A 23,071-nucleotide genomic window follows, 5' to 3' on the forward strand; every position below is an offset into this window, starting at 1 on the left:
TGCTGACCTGACGTCATCCGCGTCCCGAGGAGGACCACATGCCCATCGCCACCCCCGAGGTCTATGCCGACATGATCGACCGGGCGAAGGCCGGCAGCTTCGCCTACCCGGCCATCAACGTCAGCAGCAGCCAGACCCTCAACGCCGCCATCAAGGGCTTCGCCGACGCCGGCTCCGACGGCATCATCCAGGTCTCGACCGGCGGCGCGGAGTACTGGTCCGGCCAGGGCGTCAAGGAGATGGTCACCGGCTCCCTGGCCTTCAGCGCCTTCGCCCACGAGGTCGCCAAGAAGTACGACGTCAACATCGCGCTGCACACCGACCACTGCCCGAAGGACAAGCTCGACGGCTTCGTGCGTCCGCTGCTCGCGGCCTCGGTCGAGCGGGTGAAGGACGGCGGCCTGCCCTACTTCCAGTCGCACATGTGGGACGGCTCGGCGGTGCCGCTGGAGGAGAACCTCCAGATCGCCGAGGAGCTGTTGGAGCAGTGCCGGGCCGCGAAGATCATCCTCGAGGTCGAGATCGGGGTCGTCGGCGGCGAGGAGGACGGCGTCGCCAACGAGATCAACGACCAGCTCTACACCACGCCGGAGGACGCCGTCGCCACGATCGAGGCGCTCGGTGCCGGTGACAAGGGCCGCTACCTCACGGCCCTGACCTTCGGCAACGTGCACGGGGTCTACAAGCCGGGCAACGTCAAGCTGCGCCCGGAGATCCTGCAGACCGCGCAGGAGGCGGCGGCGAAGGCCCTGGGCCGCGACGCCGAGAGCCGGCCCTTCGACCTCGTCTTCCACGGTGGCTCGGGCTCCAGCGCCCAGGAGATCTCCGACGCCGTCGACTACGGCGTGGTCAAGATGAACATCGACACCGACACGCAGTACGCCTTCACCCGACCGGTGGCCGGCTTCATGCTGTCCAACTACGAGGGCGTGCTCAAGGTCGACGGCGAGGTGGGCAACAAGAAGCAGTACGACCCGCGCGCCTGGGGCAAGGTGGCCGAGACCGCCATGTCGGCCCGCGTCGTCGAGGCCTGCGAGAACCTCCGCTCCGCCGGGACCCACCGATGAGCGCCGGCCCCGGGTCCTCCGACCTGCTCGGCATCCCCGTCACCGAGCTGCCCGAGGACCCCGCCGCGCGGGCGCTGGCCGAGGGTGACCCGCGGACGGTCGCGGCGGCATACCCCACCTCGTGCCTGGCGTGGGCGATGCTCGCCGAGGACGCTCTGCACGAGGGCGACGACGTGGCGGCGTATGCCTTCGCCCGCACCGGCTACCACCGGGGGCTGGACCAGCTGCGCCGCGCCGGGTGGCGTGGCCAGGGTCCGGTGCCGTGGGAGCACGAGCCCAACCAGGGCTTCCTGCGCGCCCTGGGGGCGCTCGCGAAGGCTGCGGGGCGGATCGGTGAGAGCGAGGAGGAGCACCGGTGCACGGAGTTCCTCCGCGCGTCCTCGGCGACCGCGGCCCGTGAGCTCGGTCTCTGAACCCCTGACATGTGCGAGCGGCGCCCGGGTCCGTGACCGCCCCGGGTGCCGCTCGCTCCCCATGCGTCGGATCGATCGCGTCCCCTGACGTGCGGTCCGACCAGCACATACAACCATGAGGAGAAGCCCGTGGCTGTCCCAACTGTGCCAGTGGCCCTATCCTGCCATAGATGAACGGTCAACCAGGGTCCGTCGGCCTGTCCGACGACGCGGAACAGCTCTATCGTCACGTCCTACGTTCCACCCCGGCCACGCTGAGCGAGCACGCCGAGACCCTGGGGTGGAGGGCCTCCCAGGCGCAGCGGGTCATGGGCGACCTGGAGCGGATGCGCCTCGCGCGCCGGGTCGCCGACGGCACCGTCAAGGTCGATGACCCTCGGGCCAGCGTCGGGCGGTTGCTGGACTCCGAGGAGTCCGAGCTCGACGACCGCCGGCGCCGGCTGCTCAACCTGCGGGAGTCCCTGGAGAGTTTCGAGTCCGACTACCGCCGCGGGCTCCAGCTCTCCGGGCCGCGGGTGCCCCCGTGGGAGCAGGTCGCCCCGACCGAGGCGGCGGCCGTCGTCGAGCACCTGTCGCGGACGTCCCGCGGTCCGATCATGCAGGTGAGCGCCAAGATCGGGACCGGTCCGGGGCACGAGGAGTCGGTGCGCCGGCAGTGGGAGGGCGCGGCCAGCAGCGGCCGGGACCTGCGTGCCATCTTCCCCCTGTCGGTGCTCACCGACCCGCAGTGGCACTCCTTCGCGCAGTGGCGTGCCCGCGCGGGGGAGCATCAGCGCTACCTCGCGGACGACGCGATCCGGGTGGAGTTCGGCATCTTCGGCCGGTCGGGGGTCATGCTCGAGGAGCCCGGTGAGGACGCCGACTTCCTCCTGCTGCGGGCGCCGGCCATCATCGACGCCTTCGTCGCGCTCTTCGACGAGCTGTGGAGGAGGGCGGAGCCGGTCATGTCGCGGGACGCCTCGGCCCAGGACGTCAAGCTCCTCGAGCTGCTCTCGCTGGGGTTCAAGGACGAGGCGATCGCCCGCCAGATGAGCCTGGGCCTGCGGACGGTGCGACGGCGGATCGCGGCCCTCATGGACGAGCACGGGGCCGACACGAGGTTCCAGCTGGGTCTCGCCGTGAGCCGCCGCGGGCTGGTCGACTGACTCGTGGTCGGGGACGGCGCCCGGCCTCGATAGAGTGAGGGGTCAGCTGCCACGAGAGGAAGGCACCGAGCCATGCCAGCGATCGTCCTGGTCGGCACCCAGTGGGGTGACGAGGGAAAGGGCAAGGCGACCGATCTGCTGGGCTCCGACATCGACTACGTCGTGAAGTTCAACGGCGGTAACAACGCCGGGCACACCGTCGTCATCGGGGACCAGAAGTACGCGTTGCACCTGCTGCCCAGCGGCATCCTCTCACCGGGCTGCACCCCGGTGATCGGCAACGGCGTGGTCGTCGACCTCGGCGTGCTCATCGAGGAGCTCGACGGGCTGGAGGCGCGGGGGATCGACACCTCCTTGCTGCGGCTCAGCGCGAGCGCGCACGTCATCCCGCCCTACAACCGCGTCCTCGACAAGGTCAACGAGCGCTTCCTCGGCAAGCGCCGGATCGGCACCACGGGCCGGGGTATCGGGCCGACGTATGCCGACAAGATGAGCCGGGTCGGCATCCGCGTCCAGGACCTGTACGACGAGTCGATCCTGCGGCAGAAGGTCGAGGCGGCCCTGGACATGAAGAACCAGGTGCTGCTGAAGATCTACAACCGCCGGGCCGTCGAGGTCGATGAGGTCATGGAAGAGCTGCTGCGGCACGCCGAGCGGATCCGGCCCATGGTCACCGACACCGCGCTCGAGCTCGGGGAGGCACTCGACGAGGGCAAGACCGTGCTCTTCGAGGCGGGCCAGGCGACCCTGCTCGACGTCGACCACGGCACCTACCCCTTCGTGACGTCCTCCAACGCCACCGCGGGCGGGGCCTGCACCGGGTCGGGGGTGCCACCCACCCGCATCGACCGCGTGATCGGGGTGTTCAAGGCCTACACCACCCGGGTCGGGGAGGGGCCGTTCCCCACCGAGCTGGAGGACGACAACGGTCGGCACCTGCGGGAGGTCGGTACGGAGTTCGGCACGACCACCGGCCGTCCGCGTCGCTGCGGCTGGGCCGATGTCGTCATCGGGCGCTACGCGCGCCGGATCAACGGCCTCACCGACGTCGTGCTCACCAAGCTCGACGTGCTCACCGGTCTGGAGACCATCCCGATCTGCGTCGCCTACGACGTGCAGGGCGAGCGCTTCGCGGAGATGCCGGTCAACCAGTCCGACTTCCACCACGCGCGCCCGGTCTACGAGGAGATGCCCGGGTGGAGCGAGGACATCACGGCGGCCCGTGAGTTCGGTGACCTGCCGGAGGCCGCGCAGCGCTACGTCGAGCGGCTGGAGGAGCTCATCGGCGCCCGGATCTCGGTCATCGGGATCGGTCCCGGGCGCGACGAGGTCATCGTCCGGCACGACCTTCTCGGGCGCGAGGAGGCCTGACCCTGCCGGAGGCTCGTGCTCGCAGGCGCACGCCTGGGGTGACGACCTCGGAGGCGTGCCGTTCCCCGCAGGCGCGGTCTGCCGGCGGTGGACGCCGGGCACCCCGCTGCGCGGCGGCATACTGTGTCCTCCATGGATGTGACCGTCACCACCACCTTCGACGCGCCGCGGCCGCTGGTCGCCGCGATCGCGGGTGACCCCGACCAGGCGATGCGGTGGTATGCCAACATCCGTTCCGTGCGCTGGCAGTCGGCGCCGGAGGTGGTCGAGGGCGCCCGGGTCGACTTCGTGGCGCGCTTCCTCGGGCGGCAGCTGGCCTACACCTACGAGATCGTCGACCTGGTGCCGGACGAGCGGCTCGTCATGCGGACCGACGACGGTCCGTTCCCGATGGAGACGACCTACACGTGGTGGGACGAGGACCCGGCGCAGGAGGGTGGGCCGGCGCGCACCGGGATGAGCCTGCGCAACGCCGGCCGCCCCAAGGCGATGACGACGCTCGCCTCCGGCGCGGTGACGCTTGGGATGAAGCGGGCCATGCGCCGCGACCTGGAGCGCCTGCGGCTGGTGCTGCGCGAGGCGCAGGACGCGCCCCCCGACGACGGACCGACCACGGCCTAGCACGACCTTCATCGGCGAACTTCCCGATGAAGCCCGTGCTATCCCGTGGTCACTCCCGCAGGGGCGGGCGGGGCAGGGCGGGGTTGGGCGGGCGAGGGGGACGGGGTATGCCGTGGGGACAGGTGGGGAGGGCCGCGCTCAGGCGGGGAGGTCGGCGGTGAGCCGGGGGAGGGCCCGCTCGAGCGGGCCGGGCAGGGTGGCGCCGAAGGGGTCCACGGTGACCGGGGCGCCCCGGCGGGTGGGGCGCTTCCAGGTGCCGAAGGCCTTGCCGGCGCTGACCACGGTGGGGCGGAACACGCCGTTGCGCCCCGGCACCACCAGCTCCTCCTCGGCCCGGTCGAGGACGGCCCGGCGGTCGCCGTAGCCGAGGACCAGCTCGTCGAACCCGGGCAGGAGCAGGGGTGCCGCGCTGGGTCGGGAGGACTCGGCGTGCCGCGCGAGCACCTGCGGGTCGACCCAGTGCTCGACGCCGTCGACCTCGATGACCTCGAGCTCCTCCCTCGCGGCGGGGAGGACGGGCGCGAGGTCGCGCTTGAGCAGCTTGGTCCACCAGAGGAAGTCGGCGGCGGGGACCGGCCCGTGGCTGCGGACGTAGCGGGTGAACCACTCGGCGACCGCCTCCTCGCCGGCCAGCGACCGGGGGCTGGTGATCCACTCCTCCATGAGGACCAAACGTTGCTCCTTGCCGCTCGTGGGCCCCTGGCAGATGAGCCCGTGGAGGGAGAGGTGGAAGAGCAGGTGGTAGCCGCGCCCGGCGCTCGGGGCCAGTCCGGCGTCCTCCCAGGCCGCGAGCAGCTCGCCGCGGGTCAGTCCCTCGCCCGCGAGGGCCTCCAGAGCGATCGTCTCGGCGGTGGTCAGGGTCGCGGTGTCGAGGCCGAGCGCCTCCCGGCGACGGGTGGTCTCGCGCAGGATCTTGGTGGAGGTCAGCCCGAGCATCCAGCCGAGGTCCTCGGCGGCCACGACGAAGAGGGTGCCTCTCATCGGCCAGCTGCGGACGATCTCGCCGTCGTCGTAGGCGGCCCGGACGTCCGCGAGCCGTCGCGAGGTCGTGCGCAGCGCGATGGAGGTGGTCGAGCCGGGGTAGTCCTGACCCTGGGTGCAGGTGAGGTGGCGGACCACCGCTGCGGGGTCGGGCATCGGGTCGACCAGTCGTTGAGACAGCACCCGCATCCGGGCGACGTCGGCCAGGGTCCAGCCGCGCCCCGCACCGCCAGCGCTCACGGGCGCCCCTCCGCGTCTGCGTCGACACCCGCGGTCGCCATCCTCGCGTCGCCCTCGGTGGTCGTCTTCGCGTCGCCCTCGGTGGTCGTCTTCATGTCGCCCTCGGTGGTCGCCTTCGCGTCACCCTCACCGGCCTCATCGCGGTCGTCACGCCCGGTCGGCGCCTGCGCGGCTGGCGCCGCCTGCGCGGCTGGCGCCGCCTGCGCGGCTGACGCCGCCTGCGCTGCCGCCGCGGCACGCCCCTGCCAGGCGGGGGTGTCACCGAAGCGCTGGGAGGGGATCTGCAGCCCCGCGGCGCTGGCCTCCACCAGGGTGACCAGCCGGGAGGCGCGGGTGTCCTCCCGCTTGGCGGTGCTCAGCCACGACGTGACGATCCGCCGGTAGCCGGGGGTCGCCGCGGACCAGAACGCCCACGCGGCCGGGTCGGCCCGCAGCGCCGACTCCTGGTGCGGCTCCAGCTCGATGTCGGGCCGCTCGAAGGAGTAGACGGCCGTCCGCTCGGGGGTGCGCGCCTCGAACGCCGCGATCCCGGCCGGCCGCATCAGCCCCTCGGCGGTGAGCCGCTGCACGTGCGCGACGTTGACCGCGCTCCAGATGCTGCGCAACCGGCGTGGGGTCCATCGCTGGCGACGCGCGTCGTCGTCGATCCGCTGGCTCACCGAGTCGATCCAGCCGAAGCACAGCGCCTGCGGGACGGCCTCCGCCCAGGTCAGCCCGCGGTCGGGCACGTGCTTCTTGAACAACCCCATCCACAGCTCGTCGGCGCTCTCGTGGTGCTCCTCCAGCCAGGCGCGGAAGTCCTCCGGCCCGTCGAAGAAGATCGCCGGCCGCTCCTGGCTCCCGCCCGCACGCCACCCCATGCTCAGCCGCCGGTGAAGGTGAAGCGCGTGCAGTCGGTGGGGAAGGCGAACCACGCGAGCACGCGGTGCGGGGTGATGACCCGCAGCCCGCCGCCGTCCTCCCCGGCCCAAGAGTCGGGGCCGGGGGTGTAGCCGGACTCGGCATACTTGCCGAACGCCGCGGAGAGGCGCGGGCCCAGGTAGTCGGGATCGGCGCGGGTGGCGTGCGACTCGCCCTCGACGATGACCACCTCGGTGCCGCTCTCCAGGGTCAGCGTGACCGCCGGGTTGTCCTCGACGTTGCGGGTATGCCGTGTCGTCGGCGCCCCGTCGTACCAGAACCGGCCGTCCAGCCAGACGCCCCAGCGCGGCACCGCGTGCGGGCGGCCGTCCGGGCGCACGCTGGAGAGCCAGTAGTGCTGGGAGTCCCGCAGCCGGGGCTCCACCTGCTCCCAGGCCAGCAGCCCGTCGGTCGACTCGGGCAGGCCATAGCCCTCGGGCAGGGCCGGCCGCTCGCTGCGCGGTGGCGACGTGTGCTCCATACCCGACGACCCTAGACCCGACCCCCGACAGACCTCTGCCTCCACCGGATCGTCCCGTGGGAGTCGCGGCCGGTCCCGATTCCCACGGGACGCGACCGACGCTCCTGTGGCACGGTGAGGGCATGGGCGATCTCACCATCACACCCAAGCTCGCGGTGCGGGGCGCCGACGCGGCGATCGACTTCTACGGCGCGGTGCTCGACGCCCGGCTGCGCACGAGGTATGCCATGGGCCCGGCCGTCGTCTTCGCCGAGCTCGCGCTGCGGCACGGAGGCCGGCTGCAGCTCAAGGAGGCCGACGACACCGACCCGGCCCCGCCGGAGGGCGGCGGGGGCGTCATCCTCGACCTGCTGACCGACGACCCGGACGCGCTCATGGCGCGGGCGCTGGAGCACGGCGCCGAGGAGATCTTCCCGGTCGCGGACCAGCCCTACGGCTCCCGCCAGGGCCGCTTCCGTGACCCCTTCGGTCACCAGTGGATCATGGGCACGCCGGTCGCGATGACCGACGACGAGGTCCAGGCGGCCCTCGACGCCTGGACCCGGCACACCTGAGCCGCCTCAGCCCACCCAGACCCGCGCGTTGCGGAACATCCGGAGCCACGGGCTGGGGTCCTCGATGGCGCCGTCGGTCCACGACAGCTGGGCGTTGCGGGCCACCCGCTCCGGGTGCGGCATCATCGCGGTGAACCGGCCATCGGGCGTCGTCACCGCGGTGAGCCCACCGGGGGAGCCGTTGGGGTTGGCGGGGTAGGTGGTCGCCGCGTCGCCGCGTCCGTCGACGTAGCGCATGGCCGCCGCGACGCCCGCCTCGTCCCCCTGCCGGGAGAAGTCGGCCCGGCCCTCGCCGTGGGCCACCGCGATCGGCAGCCGCGACCCGGCCATCCCGGCGAAGAGCAGCGAGGGGCTCTCGAGCACCTCGACCTGGGAGAGGCGGGCCTCGTACTGCTCGCTGCGGTTGCGCACGAAGCGCGGCCAGGCCGACGCCCCGGGGATCAGCTCGGTCAGCGCGGCGAACATCTGGCAGCCGTTGCAGATCCCGAGGGCGAAGGTGTCCGGCCGCGCGAAGAAGCCGGCGAAGGCGTCCGTGAGGCCAGGGTTGAAGAGCACGGAGCGCGCCCAGCCCTCACCCGCCCCGAGCGTGTCGCCGTAGGAGAAGCCGCCGGCGGCCACCAGCCCCACCAGAGCCGGGTCCGCGAGGTCGACACGGCCCGCCTGGAGGTCGGTCATGTGCACGTCCAGCGTGTCGAAGCCGGCGCGGTCGAAGGCGAAGGCCGTCTCCACGTGGCTGTTGACGCCCTGCTCGCGCAGCACGGCGACCCGGGGGCGGACGCCGCGCGAGACGTAGGGCGCCGCGACGTCCTGCGTCGGGTCGAAGGTCGGCGCCACGACGAGACCGGGCTCGTCGCGACCGACGGCCTCGTGCTCCTCCTGCGCGCACGCCGGGTGGTCCCGCAGCGTCGCGATCCGCCAGGACACGTCGTCCCAGGCCTGCGCGAGGTCGGCGACCGGCTCCTCCAGGGCCACGCGCTCGCCGCGCACGACCACCCGCCGCCTCGTGGTCGCCTGGCCGAGCCGGCGCACGAGGCCCTCGTCCAGGTGGCGGCCCAGGATCCCCTCGGCCTCCTCGACGCGACCGGCGGCCACGCCCAGCACGACCCCCAGCTCCTCGGCGAAGAGCCCTGCCACTCCGACACCGTCGCCGAGCGTGACGTCGACGCCGACGCTCCCGGCGAAGGCCATCTCGCACAGGGTCGCCCAGAGACCACCGTCGGAGCGGTCGTGGTATGCCGTGACGAGGCCCGCTGCGCGCAGCTCGCCGAGCGCGGTCGCGAGGCCGGTGATCCGGGTCGGGTCGTCGAGGTCGGGGACGGTGCCGCCGAACTCGCCGCGGACCTGCGCCAGGATCGAGCCGCCGAGCCGGTCGGCCCCGGCGCCGAGGTCGAGGAGCAGCAGCGCGTCGTCGGCGCCGAGCTGCGGGGTCCACGTGCCCCGCACGTCGGGCAGCGCGGCGAAGGCCGAGACCACGAGCGAGACCGGTGAGGTCACCTGCTGGACGACGCCGCGCCCGGCCTGCTCCTCGGTCCACCGGGTCCGCATCGAGAGCGAGTCCTTGCCCACCGGCACCGAGATGCCCAGGGCCGGGCAGAGCTCGAGCGCGACGGCCCGCACGGTGTCGTGCAGGGCGGCGTCCTCACCGGGCTCGCCGCAGGCGGCCATCCAGTTGCAGGACAGCTTGACCCCGCTCAGGGTGACGGGGGCGGCCAGCAGGTTGGTCAATGCCTCGCCGACGGCCATCCGCCCCGAGGCGGGGCCGTCGACGGCGGCCAGCGGCATCCGCTCCCCGCTCGCCATCGCCTCCCCGGCCAGCCCGACGTGGTCGGCCAGCGTGACCGCGACGTCGGCGACCGGCACCTGCCACGGGCCGACCATCTGGTCGCGGTGGCTGAGGCCGCCCACGGTGCGGTCACCGATGGTGATGAGGAAGCGCTTGGAGGCCACGCTCGGGTGACGGAGCACGGCATACGCCGCCTCCCGCAGCGCCTCGCCGTCGAGGGTGTCCACGTCGAGCTCGGGGGTCCGGCGGGTGAGGCGGTGGACGTCCCGGGTCATCTTCGGCGGCTTGCCGAGGAGCACGCCCATCGGCATGTCCACCGGGTCGTCGGCCTCCGCCACCGCGCCGTCGGCCTCCTCCGCGCCACCGGTCACGACCAGCTCGGTCTCGGCTTGCGCGACGCCGACGACGGCATACGGGCAGCGCTCGCGCGCGCAGAGGGCGGCGAAGGAGTCCAGCGACGCCGGGGCGATGGCCAGGACGTAGCGCTCCTGGCTCTCGTTGGACCAGATCTCCTTGGGCGAGAGCCCGGACTCGGCCAGGGGCACCTGGGAGAGGTCGAAGCGGGCGCCGAGCCCCGGCGTCGTCGACGAGCTCGGGGAAGGCGTTGGACAAGCCGCCCGCGCCGACGTCGTGGATCGCCAGCATGGGGTTGTCGGCGCCGCGCGAGAAGCAGTGGTTGATGACCTCCTGCGCGCGCCGCTGCATCTCGGGGTTGCCGCGCTGCACCGAGTCGAAGTCGAGCTCGGCGGCGTTGGTGCCGGCCGCCATCGAGCTCGCCGCCCCGCCACCCATGCCGATCCGCATGCCGGGACCCCCGAGCTGCACGAGCAGGGTGCCGGCGGGGAAGCGGACCTTCTCCGTCTGGTCGGCGCTGATCGCCCCCAGGCCACCGGCGCTCATGATCGGCTTGTGGTAGCCGCGGCGCACGCCGTCGACGGTCTGCTCGTAGACCCGGAAGAAGCCGCCGAGCCCGGGCCGACCGAACTCGTTGTTGAAGGCCGCGGCACCGAGCGGCGCCTCGATCATGATGTCCAGAGGGGTCGCGAGGTGCTCGGGCGCGCCCGGGCCCGGATCGGCACTCTCCCAGGGCTCGTCGGTCCCGGGGAGATGCAGGTGGGACACGGCGAAGCCGGTGAGCCCGGCCTTGGGTGCGCTGCCCCGCCCGGTCGCCCCCTCGTCGCGGATCTCGCCCCCCGCCCCGGTCGCGGCGCCGGGGAAGGGCGAGATCGCCGTCGGGTGGTTGTGCGTCTCGACCTTCATGAGGACGTGCACGGTGTCCTCGCGCAGGGCATACCGCTCCCCCGTGGCCCGACCCGTCGCCCTCGGGCACGAACCGGCTGACCCGGCCGCCCTCCATCACCGACGCGTTGTCCTTGTAGGCGATGACCGTGCCCTGCCCCGCGACGGCCTCGGTGTGCCGGATCATCCCGAAGAGGCTGTGCTCCTGCTCCTGCCCGTCGATGACGAAGTCGGCGTTGAAGATCTTGTGCCCGGCAGTGCTCGGAGTTGGCCTGGGCGAACATCGTCAGCTCGACGTCGGTCGGGTTGCGGCGCAGCGCGGTGAAGGACTCGACGAGGTAGTCGATCTCGTCCGCGGACAGCGCCAGGCCGAAGGAGGCATCGGCCTCGGCCAGCGCCTCGCGCCCCCGCCCGAGCACGTCCACCCGAGCCATCGGTGCGGGTTCGCGCTCGGCGAAGAGGAGGGCGGTCGCCTCGCGCGTGGGCAGCGCCGACTCCGTCATCCGGTCGTGCAGGAGCTGTGCGCAGGCCGTCCACGTCGGCTCGTCCAGCGCGGGGCCGTCGTGGGTCAGGTGGTACTCCGTCACCCGCTCGACCCCGGCGCACCGCCAGGCCGCAGTTGTGCAGGATGTCGGTCGCCTTGCTCGACCACGGTGAGATCGTGCCGAGACGGGGGGAGACGACGACCAGCGAGGTATGCCGTGTCCCACCGGCGGTCTCGCCCGTCACCTCCTCCGTCGGCCACGGCTCGCCGTAGGTGAGGATGGCGCGCAGGCCGTCGAGCTCGCCCGTGTCCGGCTCGTGCTCGGTGGCGACGACGTGCACGTGCCGTGCCGTCAAGCCGGTGACCCCCGGCACGACCTGCTGCAGCCGGCGCAGCAGCCCCTCGGCGCGGAAGTCGGAGAGGGCCGAGCCACCCGGCACGGTGGTGAGGACGAGGTCGTGGGCTGCCATGTCGGTGAGGCTCCTGGCGGGGTCGGTGGTCGGTCGCTGCCGGGTCAGGTGCGCGGGGCGAAGGTCGTGCCGGTGAGGGCCTCGTAGGCCTCGACGTAGCGGGCCCGGGTGAGGTCGACGACCTCCGGGGGCAGGGTCGGGGGCGGGGCGTCGGAGGCGCGGTCCCAGCCGCTGGCCGCCGAGGTCAGCCAGTCCCGGAGCACCTGCTTGTCGTAGGACGTCTGCGCCCGACCCGGCTCCCAGTCGGCGGCCCGCCAGAAGCGCGAGGAGTCCGGCGTGAGCACCTCGTCGGCGAGGGTGACCTGCACGGCGTCGGGGTCGATCTCGGCCCAGCAGGGCGCGCCGGCGTCGTCGACCGGCACCGACGCGGGGTCGATGCCGAACTCCACCTTGGTGTCGGCGATGAGGATGCCGCGGGCGGCGGCGATCTCGTTGCCGCGGGCCAGGATCGCCACGGTGAGGTCGCGCAGCCGGTGGGCCAGGCGGGGGCCGACGAGCTCGACCACCTGCTCCAGGCTGATGGGCTCGTCGTGCTCGCCGACGGGCGCCTTGGTGCTCGGGGTGAAGACCGGCTCGGGCAGCCGCGACCCGTCGACCAGCCCCGGGGGGAGCGGCACGCCGGAGACCGCGCCGGTCGCGGCATACTCCCCGAGTCCGCCGCCGGTGAGGTAGGCGCGGGCGACGCACTCGACGGGCAGCATCATCAGGCGGCGCACGTAGACCCCGCGGCCGGCGACCTGCTCCGGCACGTCCGTGGAGAGCACGTGGTGGGGGGCGAGGTCGGCGAGCTGGTCGAACCACCACAGCGACAGCTGGGTGAGGACCGCGCCCTTGTCCGGGACCGGCGTGTCCAGGACGTGGTCGTAGGCGCTGACCCGGTCGGAGGCGACGAGGAGCAGCCTGCTCCCGTCGCGCTCGCCGGTCTGCGGGTCGAGCGGTGCGTAGAGCCCGCGGACCTTGCCGGAGTAGAGCAGCTCGTGCCCGGGGATCGTCTGGGTCATCTCAGGCCTCGGCTCTCGGCTCGTCGGGGAGGTCGACGCCGCCCTGCGCCGCCGCGAGGGCGATGTCGGGCCGGGTGTGGCTGCCCCGCAGGTCGATCCGTCCGACCGCGGCGTAGGCCGCGTCGCGGGCCCGGGGGAGATCGTCGGCGACCGCGACGACGCTGAGCACCCGCCCGCCGGCGGAGACGAGGGTCCCGGTCTCGTCGGTGGCGGTGCCCGCGTGGAGCACGTGCACCCCCTCGACCTCCTCGGCCCGCTCGATGCCGCCGATCGCGTCGCCGGTGGTGGGCGTCGCCGGGTAGTGCTCCGCGGCGACCACGACGTTGACGGCCGACCGCGGGTCCCACTCCAGCGGCGGCAGCGTGGCGAGCTCCCCACGAGCCGCGGCACGCAGGACCCCGGCGAGGGGTGTGCGGAGCCGGGCCAGCACCGTCTGGGTCTCCGGGTCGCCGAAGCGGGCGTTGAACTCGACCACCCTCGGGCCGGTCGAGGTGAGTGCCAGGCCGACGTAGAGCACCCCGGCGAACGGCATACCCCGTGCGGACATCTCGGCGATCGTCGGTCGGGCGACCTGCGCCAGCACCTCGGGCACGAGGTCCTCCGGGGCCCAGGCGAGGGGTGAGTAGGCGCCCATCCCGCCGGTGTTGGGGCCGGTGTCGCCCTCGCCGACCCGCTTGAAGTCCTGGGCCGGGTCGAGCGCGACCACGTCGGTGCCGTCGCTGAGGCAGAAGAGGGAGACCTCCGGGCCGTCGAGGTAGTCCTCGATGACGACCCGACCGCCCTCCCGGGCCAGGCAGATCGCGGCGTGCTCCAGCGCCTCGGCGAGGTCGTCGGTCACGACGACCCCCTTGCCCGCCGCCAGCCCGTCCTCCTTGACGACGTAGGGCGCGCCGGTCGCGGACAGCGCCGCGGCGACCTGCTCGGGGGTGGTGCAGACGTGCGCGGCGGCGGTGGGGACACCGGCCGCGGCCATGACGTCCTTGGCGAAGGCCTTGCTGCCCTCGAGCCGTGCCGCCTGCGCGCTCGGGCCGAAGCAGTCGATGCCGGCGTCGCGGACGGCGTCGGCGACCCCCGCGACGAGCGGCGCCTCCGGCCCCACCACGACGAGGTCGACCCCCTCGGTGCGGGCGACGTGGACGACGAGCGCGGCATCGGTGGGATCACCGGGCAGGCACCGGGCGAGGCCCGCGATGCCGGGGTTGCCCGGCAGGGCCAGGACCTCGTCGACGGCGGGGTCGAGGGCCAGGGAGCGGGCCAGGGCGTGCTCGCGCGCGCCGGAGCCGAGGACGAGGATCACCACGGGCCAGCAGCCTATCGGCAGCGGGGCGGGTGGCGAGCCACGGGTGAGCCGGGATCTGGCGCCGCAGCGGGGATGGACGCTCACGACGAGCGATGACCCTCCTGGGAGGCAGGGGGGATATCTCCCAGGAGGGCCATCTGCAGGGCAGGGTCGCTGCGGGCTGATGGGGGGCTGCCCGCGCGACACTCACGATCCCTGCGCCGACCGAAGCCGACTCCCCCACAGTGACACATCCGGTGCGGCCATGTCACGTCGAGGGGCGTCGGAATGCTGCCGTTGTCGTAGATCCGACATGATGGGCCCATGGACGGTCAGCACACCGATCGGCTGCACGGGGCGGCGTACGAGGAGTTCGTCAGCGGGGTGTTCCGTCGGGCACTGCGCTTCGGGACGCCGTCGCGTGCCGCGCTGCGGGCCGAGGGGATGACCGATGCGGAGATCGACGACGCCATGGCGGAGCTGGTGGCGCGCGGCTTCCTGCAACCGGGGGACGAGCCCGACACCTGGCAGGTGCTGCCGCCGCGCGAGGCGGTGGCGAGGTATGCCGCGGACACCGAGCACCGGTTGCGCCTGGCCCGGGCGACCGCGGGCGAGCTGGAGCGCGCCTGGCGGCGGGCGGCCGGTGGGGGCAGCCGCGGGGCGGTGCCGGGCATGGACCTCCTCGGCGGGGTCGACGACATCGTGGGACGCATCACCGCGATGCACCTCGCCGCCTCCGAGCGGCTGTGGTGGGCGATCGACGGCTCGGTCGCCAGCCGCCGGCTGCTGGAGCTGGCGGCGCAGGACCCCACCCTGCTGTCCGTCCGGGAGGGCGTCGACCGCCGCCTCATCCTGGACACCGGCCTGCTGGAGCTGCCGTCGACGGTGACGGTCATGGAGCAGGCCGTGCACGACGGGGCCGCGGTGCGGACGGGCAACGGGATCCCCGTGACGGCCGTCGTCGTCGACGAGGACGTCACCCTCGTCGACATCAGCCGGTTCGACCCCGAGGGCATCGGGTCCTTCGAGGCCCGGCTCGAGGCGCCGGTCGCCGCCGTCGCCAACCTCATCGACCGCACGTGGATGCTGGCCGCGCCCTACGGTCAGATGCGCGACGCCGCGCTGCGCAAGGAGGCAGGAGGATCCTCCGCGCCGCTCGACGAGCGCGACCAGGCCATCCTCCAGCTGCTCGTCAGCGGCGCCTCCGACCAGGTCATCGCCCGCCAGCAGGGCATCTCGGTGCGGACCGTGGAGCGTCGCGTGCGCTACGTCATGGAGCACCTCGGCGCGGCGACCCGCTTCCACGCCGGGGCGCAGGCCGTGCGCCGGGGCTGGGTCTGAGGGTCGGGACCGATAGACTGTCCGTTTTGCGGGGGCCGACCGTGACGTGACGCGGCTCCCGGCCCGTCAGGACCGGAGGGAAGGTGGGCGGATGACGGACGTGGTGCGCACCGATCGGGAGATCGCCGCCGAGATCGCCGCTGAGCAGGCGCACGTGGACAAGGTCTACGCCGAGCTCCAGAAGGCGGCCGAGCGCGTCGAGCTGGTGCACGCGGAGGGGATGTCGCGGGGGCAGACCGAGCGCAAGGGCACGGGGGACCCGCGGGACGAGGAGCTCGCGGGCTTGTTCGAGCGCGACGCGCTCGTCTACTCCGCGAGCAAGCGCCGGGCCTCCCTGGAGCACCAGCACGAGGGTCTGGTCTTCGGACGGCTCGATCTCGAGCACGAGGTCGCCGACGAGCGTGGTGACACCCGCGAGGTGCGGTATGTCGGTCGGCTGGGGGTCCGCGACGACGACTACGAGCCCCTCGTCGTGGACTGGCGGGCCCCGGCCGCGGCGCCGTTCTACCGCGCGACGCCGGTCGACCCGCTGGGGGTCCTGCGCCGTCGAGTGCTGCGCTGTCGCGGCGAGCAGGTCGTCGGGGTGGAGGACGACCTCATGGTCGCCGAGCCCCCCGACGACGTCGTCGTGGTCGGCGACGGTGCCCTCATGGCCGCGCTCACCCGCAGCCGCGGCGAGCGGATGCGCGACATCGTGGCCACGATCCAGCAGCACCAGGACGAGGCGATCCGCGCCCCCGCCCGGGGCATCACGGAGATCTCCGGAGGCCCCGGCACCGGCAAGACCGTCGTCGCCCTGCACCGCGCCGCCTACCTGCTCTACTCCGACCGCCGACGCTTCGAGGGTGGTGGGGTGCTCGTCGTCGGCCCCTCCGCCGCCTACACCGCATACATCGAGCGGGTGCTGCCCTCCCTCGGCGAGGACTCGGTCGTCCTGCGCTCGCTGGGCGACATCCTGGCCGGCATCACCGCCACCCGGCTCGACCCGCCCGCGGTCGCCGCGCTCAAGGGCAGCCTGCGCATCCGCCGGCTGCTCTCCCGGCTGGTCCGCGAGCCGATCCCGGACGCCCCGGTGCAGCTGCGCACCTTCGTCGCCGGTCAGGCCATCCGGCTGGGCGCGCCCCACCTGGACCGCGCCCGGGCCCAGGTGCTGCGCCACCACCACCGCAACGCGGGCTACGACGCCGCCGTGGAGACGCTGGCCCAGCTCGCCTGGGAGCAGGTCGAGCAGGGCGACCGGGCGGAATTCGTCGACCGGTTCACCGACTCCGGCGACGTCGAGGCGTTCATGCGTCAGTGGTGGCGTCCGCTGGACCCGCGCGAGGTGCTGCTGTGGCTCGCCGACGAGGAGCTCGTCCGGCGGCTCGGCGGCGGTGACGCCGAGGAGGCCGCGGGGCTGGCGGCCTCCTACCGTGAGGCGCTGCGGGTCGGCACCTGGAGCGTGGCCGACGTGGCGCTCGTCGACGACCTCGCGGCCCGGCTCGGCCCGGTGGTGGACCTGCCCAGCGAGGAGCGCGGCTTCTTCGAGATCGAGGAGCTCGACGACGCGAGCCAGTACGGCGTCTCGGCCCTGCGGGTCGGCACCGACGGTCAGACGGAGGGCTCGCTCGGGGTCACCTCCGTGGGCGAGGGCCGCAACCGTGTCTCGAGCGACCCGCGCGAGCGGCTGCTCGCCGGTCGGATCGGGGAGACGGAGGAGTATGCCCACGTCCTCGTCGACGAGGCGCAGGATCTCTCCCCGATGCAGTGGCGGATGCTCGGTCGGCGCGGGCGATGGGCGTCGTGGACGGTCGTCGGTGACCTGGCGCAGGCCTCGTGGGACGACCTCGCCGAGGCCGCACAGGCCCGCGAGGAGGCCTTCGGCAACGCGCCGCGGCAGGCCTTCCACATGGACACCAACTACCGCAACGCCCGGGAGATCTTCGACCTCGCGGCGCGGGTCATCACCGAGCACGTGCCGGAGGCGGACATCCCGCAGGCGGTGCGGGAGACGGGCCACGAGCCGGTGGAGCTCTCGGTCGCCAGGGGCGACCTGGGCGCCGAGGTGGAGCGGGTCCTGGGGGAGCTGCGGCAGGAGGTGGCCGGCCAGATCGCGGTCATCGCGCCCTGGTCGTGGCACGAGCGGCTCTCGGGCGTCGTGACCGGGGACGAGGGCGTCGTGCTCGTCGACCCCCTCTCGACCAAGGGGCTGGAGTACGACGCGACCGTCGTCGTCGACCCGGACGCCATCGTGGCCGAGTCGCCGGGCGGCGTGCGCGCGCTCTACGTCGTCCTCACCCGGGCCGCCCACCGCAGCGCCATCCTGCGGCCTGTGGACGAGCCGGTGCCGTCCGTCGGTGGAGGCCGTTAGGGTCACTGGTGTGAGCATCGCCCTGTACCGCCGCTACCGGCCCGAGACCTTCGCCGACGTCATCGGGCAGGAGCACGTCACCGAGCCGCTCATGCAGGCCCTGCGCTCCGGGCGGGTCAACCACGCCTACCTCTTCTCCGGGCCGCGCGGCTGCGGCAAGACCACCAGCGCGCGGATCCTCGCCCGTTGCCTCAACTGCGAGAAGGGCCCGACGCCCGAGCCGTGCGGCACCTGCGAGTCCTGCGTCGCCCTGGCCCGCGACGGGGCGGGCTCGGTCGACGTCATCGAGATCGACGCCGCGAGCCACGGCCGGGTCGATGACACCCGTGAGCTGCGTGAGCGCGCGGCCTTCGGTCCGGCCACGGCACGCTACAAGATCTACATCATCGACGAGGCCCACATGGTGAGCCGGGAGGGCTTCAACTCCCTGCTCAAGATCGTCGAGGAGCCGCCGCCGCACGTGAAGTTCATCTTTGCGACGACCGAGCCGGAGAAGGTCCTGGCGACCATCCGCTCCCGGACCCACCACTACCCCTTCCACCTCGTCCCGCCGCAGCGGCTCACGGCCTACCTCGAGCAGCTGTGCGAGAGCGAGGGCGTCCGCCTCGAGCCGGGGGTGCTGTCCTTCGTGACGCGCGCCGGGGGAGGGTCGGTGCGTGACTCGCTCTCGGTCCTGGACCAGCTGATCTCCGGTGCCGGCGAGGCCGGGCTGACCTACGAGCGCACCGCGGCGCTGCTCGGCTTCACCGACGTCGAGCTGCTGGATGCCGTCGTCGAGGCGGTCGCGGCCGGTGACGCCGCCACGGTCTTCGCCCAGATCGACCGGGTGATGGAGTCCGGGCACGATCCCCGGCGCTTTGTGGAGGACCTCCTCGAGCGGTACCGCGACCTCATCGTGCTCGCCGCCACCGGTGAGCAGGCGGGCGGGCTGCTGCCCGGCCTGCCCGAGGACCAGATCGACCGGATGCGGCGTCAGGCGCAGTCCTACGGCGCCGCGGGGCTGTCCCGGGCGGGCGACCTCGTGAGCCGTGGGCTGTCGGAGATGACCGGCGCGGTGTCCTACCGCCTCATGCTCGAGCTCATGGCCGCCCGGCTGCTGCTGCCCGGGGCCCAGGGCGATGAGGGCCACGGCGCCCGCCTCGACCGGATCGAGCGCCGGCTGGGGGCCGGTGGCGAGCAGGGTGGCGTCGGGCCGACCCAGGGCGATACGCCCGGCACGCAGGGGCCCGTGGCGGGCGGTGCCGCACCGGTGTCGGCCCGTCGACGGGCCTCGGCCGCCGTGCGCGGCGCCGACCCCGGTGCAGCGGACGCCTCCGACACGGCACGTGGGCCGCAGGGTGCGCCGGCGGGCGAAGGTCAGGAGCCGGGTGGCGCACGCGTCGGCTCGGCAGAGCAGGCACCGACATCCGGCACCGACGAGACGGCGACGGCCGCGCAGGCGCCGGGGCACCTGGACACCGCCGCGATGCGTCGGCACTGGCCCGACATCATCACCGCCGTCCGGGCCATCAGTCGCCGCACGGCCGGGGCCCTCGAGTCGATCCAGGTCGTCGACTTCGACGGCCGACGGCTGCTCGTCGGGATGCCGGACGACCGGTGGATCCGGCACTTCATGGGCACCTCCAACGAGGAGGCGCTGCGGCAGGGCGTGCTCGACGCGCTCGCCCTCGACACGACCATCGAGGCCACCGTGCTGGGGGCCCAGGCACCTGCTCCTGGTGACGCTCAGTCCGGGTCCGGGTCCGGTGCAGGCACCCCACGAGGGGCTGCGCCGGCGCCCGCCGATCGGCAGCGACCGGGCGAGGGTGACGCGCCGCCCGCAGGCCGACCGCCCCAGGGCGGGTCTCCTCAGGGAGGCGGAGGGTCTGCCGACGGTGGCCGCCCGGCCCAGGGCGATCAGCCGGCACCGGGTGCGCGGGGCCGACAGCCCTCGACCGGCCCCGGCGGAAGACCAGGCCACGCCGGCTCCTCGGCCCCGGAGCCGCCGGACGACGACCCTGAGCCACCGGCGGACGAACCCCCCGAGCCCGACGACTGGGCGCCGCCCGCAGATCTGCACGCCGCCACCACCCCGGCGGCACCGGCGCGCTCCACGGGCCCGACCTCCCCTGCGCAGACTTCGGTCGGTGCCACACCCCCGACCCGCGTGCCGGACGGCATACCCGACGCGCCCATGCGGGGTCGCCTGCGCACGCGGTCCGGCGGTGACGCGGCGGGCGACGCCGGGAGCACGTCGCCGAGCGGCCCCGCGCCGGTGCGGGTGCGCGGCCGGGGTGGCGCGGCAGGCCCACGTGGCGGCGCCGAGCAGGCAGCGACGGCCGGGGAACCGGGGTTGGCCGAGCAGCTCGGCGCGGGCGGCCGCCCCTCGGCGCCGTCGGCCGACCAGCCGGACTGGTCCCAGCGCGCCGCCGGGCAGGGAGCCCCGGCGTGGGCGACGGGTGGCGAGCCGTCGCCCGCCCCCACCGACAGCACCGCGGAGGCGCAGACACCGGCTGAGGGTGCCGTCGACGGCTCTGCTGCCGACGCGCGGTCGGCGGCGAGCCCCGGCACGCCGCGGGTCAGCCCGCCCCCGCCGCCGCAGCGGACCCCGGGTGGCGATGCACCGAGCGCCGACGACGAGGACCTCGCGACCTCCGGCGCGGTCGGCCAACCTGTGATCGAGAGCGTGCTGGGCGGTACTGTCATCGCCATCAACGACGACCCCGTGGCGTGAGGACGGCCCAGGCATGATCTACGAGCTCCTCCATCCCGTGGTGACCCCGCTGGCGACCGCGATCTGGCGCCCGGAGGTCGTGGGCCGCGAGCGCGTGCCGATGGATGGACCGGTCATCCTCGCCAGCAACCACCGCTCCTTCATCGACAGCGTGGTCATCCCGCTCACCGCGCCCCGGCAGGTGGCCTTCCTCGCCAAGTCGGAGTACTTCACCGGCACCGGGATCAAGGGCTGGATCAGCCGCGAGTGGTTCACCGGTGTCGGGTCCATCCCGGTGGACCGCGACGACACCCGCGCGGCCCAGAAGTCCCTCGACCTCGCACTGGCGCACCTGCGTGACGGTGGTGCCTTCGGGATCTATCCCGAGGGCACCCGCTCCCGCGACGGCCGGCTCTACCGCGGCAAGACCGGCGTCGCCTGGCTGGCCCTCGAGGCGGGCTGCCCGATCGTGCCGGTCGGACTCCAAGGCACCCAGGACATCCAGCCCGTCGGGTCGCGGCTCCCTCGCCGGGCGAAGGTGCGGGTGGAGTTCGGGGCTCCCATCGAGGTGACCGGCAGGTTCGACGGGGTGCCTCAGGGCCGGGCCCGCCGCGAGCTCACCGACGAGGTGATGGCCCGCATCCTCGAGATCTCCGGCCAGGAGTGGGCCGGGGAGTATGCCCAGCGCTCCGGCGACGCCCCCGCGTGACCCCGCCCCGTCCCGCGCCCACCACCGCGGTGCTCTTCGACTTCGACGGCACCCTCGCCGACACCGTGGACCTCATCGTCGCCTCCTACGAGTACGCCCTGACGGCTCCGGGTGCCGTGGCGTCGCAGGTCTTCCCCCACGCGTCCCTTCCACCGGCCACCACCATCCGGTCCTGGATCGGCCGCCCGCTGCGGGAGACCCTGGAGGACGTGCGACCCGGTGAGGGGAATGCCCTCGTCGAGCACCACCGCGAGCACAACCTCGACGCGCACGACCGCCTCATCCGCCGGGTGGAGGGAACCGCCGGGCTCGTCCGTGACCTGGTTGACGCAGGCGTCCCGGTCGGCGTCGTCTCCTCCAAGCGGGCCGGGCTGGTCCGGCGCGGCATGTCCGCCACCGGCATCCCCGACCTCGAGGTCGTTGTCGGGCTGGAGGAGACCACCCGGCACAAGCCGCACCCGGAGCCGCTGCTCGAGGGGGCCCGTCGCCTCGGTGTCGAGGCGGCGTCCTGCGTCTACGTCGGCGATGCCGTCGTCGATGTGCAGGCCGCCGTGGCGGCCGGGATGCGGCCCGTCGCGGTCACCTGGGGCGCAGGCACGCCCGCAGACCTCCGGGCCGCCGGGCCGGACCGTCTGGTCGACGACGTCCCCGCGCTGCGGCACGCCCTGGGCCTGCCGCTCGGGCGAGCCTGAGCACGGGTGTCGGTGCCGAGGCATACAGTGGCGTGTTGTGTATGAAGGCGTGGTCCAGGACCTGATCGATGAGCTGGGGCGACTGCCCGGTGTCGGTCCCAAGGGGGCGCAGCGGATCGCCTTCCACCTGCTCTCGGCCGACCCCGAGGACATCACCCGCCTCTCCGAGGCCCTGGTGCAGATCCGCGAGAGGGTGCGCTTCTGCGAGATCTGCGGCAACGTCGCCGAGGCCGAGCGGTGCCGGATCTGCCTCGACGACCGCCGCGACCCGAGCATGATCTGCGTGGTCGAGCAGAGCCAGGACGTCGCGGCGATCGAACGGACCCGAGAGTTCCGGGGCCGCTACCACGTGCTCGGCGGGGCCATCAACCCGATCGGGGGCGTCGGCCCCGAGGACCTGCGGGTCCGCGAGCTCGTCGCTCGCCTCGCCGACGGTGCGGTGGACGAGGTCATCATCGCGACCGATCCCAACCTCGAGGGTGAGGCGACGGCGACCTACATCGCCCGCCTCCTCAAGCCCTACGACGGGGTCCGGGTCAGCCGACTCGCCTCCGGGCTGCCCGTCGGCGGCGACCTGGAGTATGCCGACGAGGTCACCCTCGGCCGCGCCTTCGAGGGTCGGCGGATGATCTCCAGCGGCACGCCCACCTCCTGACCCACCACAGCCACCCCTTTGCCCCTAGGGTGGTGGTCATGGTCGAGGACGACTGGGCCCAACCGGCCCGCGAGATGCACGCCGAGGTGGCGGCCTACTTCGCGAGCCTGGAGGAGGTCGCCTCGGGCGGTGCCGCGGAGTCGGCACTGCCGTTGCTGCTGCTCAGCGTGGGTCAGGTGTGCGCCGCGGGCGCGCGCCTGGGCGCTCTCGTGGACGTCGTCCCGGCCGAGCGCTTCGAGCCCGACGCCGGGCCGGACGCCGACCTCGAGCGCGTCAGGGAGGCGCTGCACAGCCTGCTCGGGGGCCTGGACGACTACTGCGACCTGGAGGACCCCGTCCTCACCGGCGAGGTGACGCGCGGGTCGCTGTCCGACGACCTGGTGGCGGTGGCCGCCGACCTGGCCCACGGGCAGGAGCACTTCCTCGCCGGTCGCCCGACCGAGGCGATGTGGTGGTGGCAGTTCAGCTACCTCTCCTCCTGGGGCGAGCGGGCGGCCTCGGCCCTGCGCGTGCTCCACACGCTGCTGGCGCACGTGCGGCTGGACGCCGACGACGAGCAGGTCATGGAGGCCGAGCTCGCCGCGCTGCACGCGACCTGACGCG

Annotated in this window: 18 protein-coding genes and 1 pseudogene; 13 read left to right on the top strand and 6 right to left on the bottom strand. The window is 73.6% G+C overall.

Annotated features, from left to right (window positions below; all coding sequences use genetic code 11):
• Positions 1-38: 38 nt before the first annotated feature.
• The 5 genes from fbaA to FA582_RS02100 all read left to right on the top strand — a co-directional run bounded on the left by fbaA (position 39) and on the right by FA582_RS02100 (position 4,617).
• Positions 39-1,067 (top strand): class II fructose-bisphosphate aldolase, encoded by a 1,029-nt coding sequence (gene fbaA, locus FA582_RS02080; protein WP_010148295.1) that lies wholly within the window; start codon positions 39-41, stop codon positions 1,065-1,067.
• Positions 1,064-1,480: a DUF3151 domain-containing protein gene (locus FA582_RS02085; protein WP_010148294.1), complete on the top strand. Its 417-nt coding sequence runs from the start codon at positions 1,064-1,066 to the stop codon at positions 1,478-1,480. The genes fbaA and FA582_RS02085 overlap by 4 nt, the downstream gene beginning before the upstream one ends.
• 170 nt (positions 1,481-1,650) lie before the next feature.
• A complete protein-coding gene (locus FA582_RS02090; RefSeq protein WP_010148293.1) occupies positions 1,651-2,625 on the top strand; it encodes a helix-turn-helix domain-containing protein in 975 nt (324 codons plus the stop codon).
• Positions 2,626-2,697: 72 nt separating this feature from the next.
• Positions 2,698-3,996 carry an adenylosuccinate synthase gene (locus FA582_RS02095; RefSeq protein ID WP_010148292.1) on the top strand — a complete coding sequence of 433 codons (1,299 nt, stop codon included), beginning with the start codon at positions 2,698-2,700 and terminating at the stop codon, positions 3,994-3,996.
• Positions 3,997-4,128: 132 nt separating this feature from the next.
• A complete protein-coding gene (locus FA582_RS02100; RefSeq protein ID WP_010148290.1) occupies positions 4,129-4,617 on the top strand; it encodes an SRPBCC family protein in 489 nt (162 codons plus the stop codon).
• 138 nt (positions 4,618-4,755) lie between these two features.
• On the opposite strand, the gene FA582_RS02105 is transcribed toward FA582_RS02100, so the two are convergent.
• From FA582_RS02105 to FA582_RS02115, 3 genes are read right to left on the bottom strand one after another with little or no spacing between them, the layout of a single operon-like run.
• Positions 4,756-5,838 carry a winged helix DNA-binding domain-containing protein gene (locus tag FA582_RS02105; RefSeq protein ID WP_010148289.1) on the bottom strand — a complete coding sequence of 361 codons (1,083 nt, stop codon included), beginning with the start codon at positions 5,836-5,838 and terminating at the stop codon, positions 4,756-4,758.
• Entirely contained in the window at positions 5,835-6,698 is an 864-nt protein-coding gene (locus tag FA582_RS02110; protein WP_010148288.1) for a YdeI/OmpD-associated family protein, read from the bottom strand. Before FA582_RS02110 ends, FA582_RS02105 begins: the two co-directional genes overlap by 4 nt.
• Before the next feature lie 2 nt (positions 6,699-6,700).
• The gene (locus FA582_RS02115) at positions 6,701-7,219 is read right to left on the bottom strand and encodes a pyridoxamine 5'-phosphate oxidase family protein (protein ID WP_147899723.1); all 519 of its coding nucleotides are present in this window, start codon (positions 7,217-7,219) and stop codon (positions 6,701-6,703) included.
• A 122-nt stretch (positions 7,220-7,341) separates the two neighbouring features.
• On the opposite strand from FA582_RS02115, the gene FA582_RS02120 reads away from it, so the two are divergent.
• Positions 7,342-7,773, top strand: coding sequence for a VOC family protein (locus FA582_RS02120; protein WP_147899724.1), 432 nt, complete (start codon positions 7,342-7,344; stop codon positions 7,771-7,773).
• A 6-nt stretch (positions 7,774-7,779) separates the two neighbouring features.
• Here FA582_RS02120 and purL read toward each other — a convergent pair.
• The 3 genes and pseudogenes from purL to purD form a co-directional block, all read right to left on the bottom strand.
• A pseudogene (gene purL, locus FA582_RS17630) lies at positions 7,780-11,749 on the bottom strand (phosphoribosylformylglycinamidine synthase).
• A gap of 44 nt (positions 11,750-11,793) precedes the next feature.
• Entirely contained in the window at positions 11,794-12,750 is a 957-nt protein-coding gene (locus FA582_RS02130; protein ID WP_010148284.1) for a phosphoribosylaminoimidazolesuccinocarboxamide synthase, read from the bottom strand.
• A gap of 1 nt (position 12,751) precedes the next feature.
• On the bottom strand, positions 12,752-14,050 hold the full coding sequence (gene purD / locus FA582_RS02135) for a phosphoribosylamine--glycine ligase (protein ID WP_010148283.1): 1,299 nt from the start codon (positions 14,048-14,050) through the stop codon (positions 12,752-12,754).
• A 303-nt stretch (positions 14,051-14,353) separates the two neighbouring features.
• Between purD and FA582_RS02140 the strand changes: the two genes are divergently transcribed.
• From FA582_RS02140 to FA582_RS02170, 7 genes are all read left to right on the top strand, one after another.
• Positions 14,354-15,370, top strand: a complete 1,017-nt coding sequence (locus tag FA582_RS02140) for a helix-turn-helix domain-containing protein (protein ID WP_010148279.1) — start codon at positions 14,354-14,356, stop codon at positions 15,368-15,370.
• A 91-nt stretch (positions 15,371-15,461) separates the two neighbouring features.
• Positions 15,462-17,720 (top strand): HelD family protein, encoded by a 2,259-nt coding sequence (locus FA582_RS02145; RefSeq protein WP_010148278.1) that lies wholly within the window; start codon positions 15,462-15,464, stop codon positions 17,718-17,720.
• Positions 17,721-17,730: 10 nt separating this feature from the next.
• A complete protein-coding gene (locus tag FA582_RS02150; RefSeq protein ID WP_010148276.1) occupies positions 17,731-20,433 on the top strand; it encodes a DNA polymerase III subunit gamma and tau in 2,703 nt (900 codons plus the stop codon).
• 13 nt (positions 20,434-20,446) lie between these two features.
• The gene (locus tag FA582_RS02155) at positions 20,447-21,121 is read left to right on the top strand and encodes a lysophospholipid acyltransferase family protein (protein WP_010148275.1); all 675 of its coding nucleotides are present in this window, start codon (positions 20,447-20,449) and stop codon (positions 21,119-21,121) included.
• Positions 21,118-21,813, top strand: coding sequence for an HAD family hydrolase (locus FA582_RS02160; RefSeq protein ID WP_010148274.1), 696 nt, complete (start codon positions 21,118-21,120; stop codon positions 21,811-21,813). Before FA582_RS02155 ends, FA582_RS02160 begins: the two co-directional genes overlap by 4 nt.
• Before the next feature lie 37 nt (positions 21,814-21,850).
• Complete coding sequence (recR, locus tag FA582_RS02165) at positions 21,851-22,468, top strand: recombination mediator RecR (RefSeq protein ID WP_010148273.1); 618 nt, start codon at positions 21,851-21,853, stop codon at positions 22,466-22,468.
• Between the two features lie 38 nt (positions 22,469-22,506).
• Complete coding sequence (locus FA582_RS02170) at positions 22,507-23,067, top strand: DUF5063 domain-containing protein (protein ID WP_010148272.1); 561 nt, start codon at positions 22,507-22,509, stop codon at positions 23,065-23,067.
• The last annotated feature ends 4 nt before the right edge of the window (positions 23,068-23,071 follow it).

This window comes from Serinicoccus profundi (assembly GCF_008001015.1).
Taxonomy (GTDB): Bacteria; Actinomycetota; Actinomycetes; order Actinomycetales; family Dermatophilaceae; genus Ornithinicoccus; species Ornithinicoccus profundi.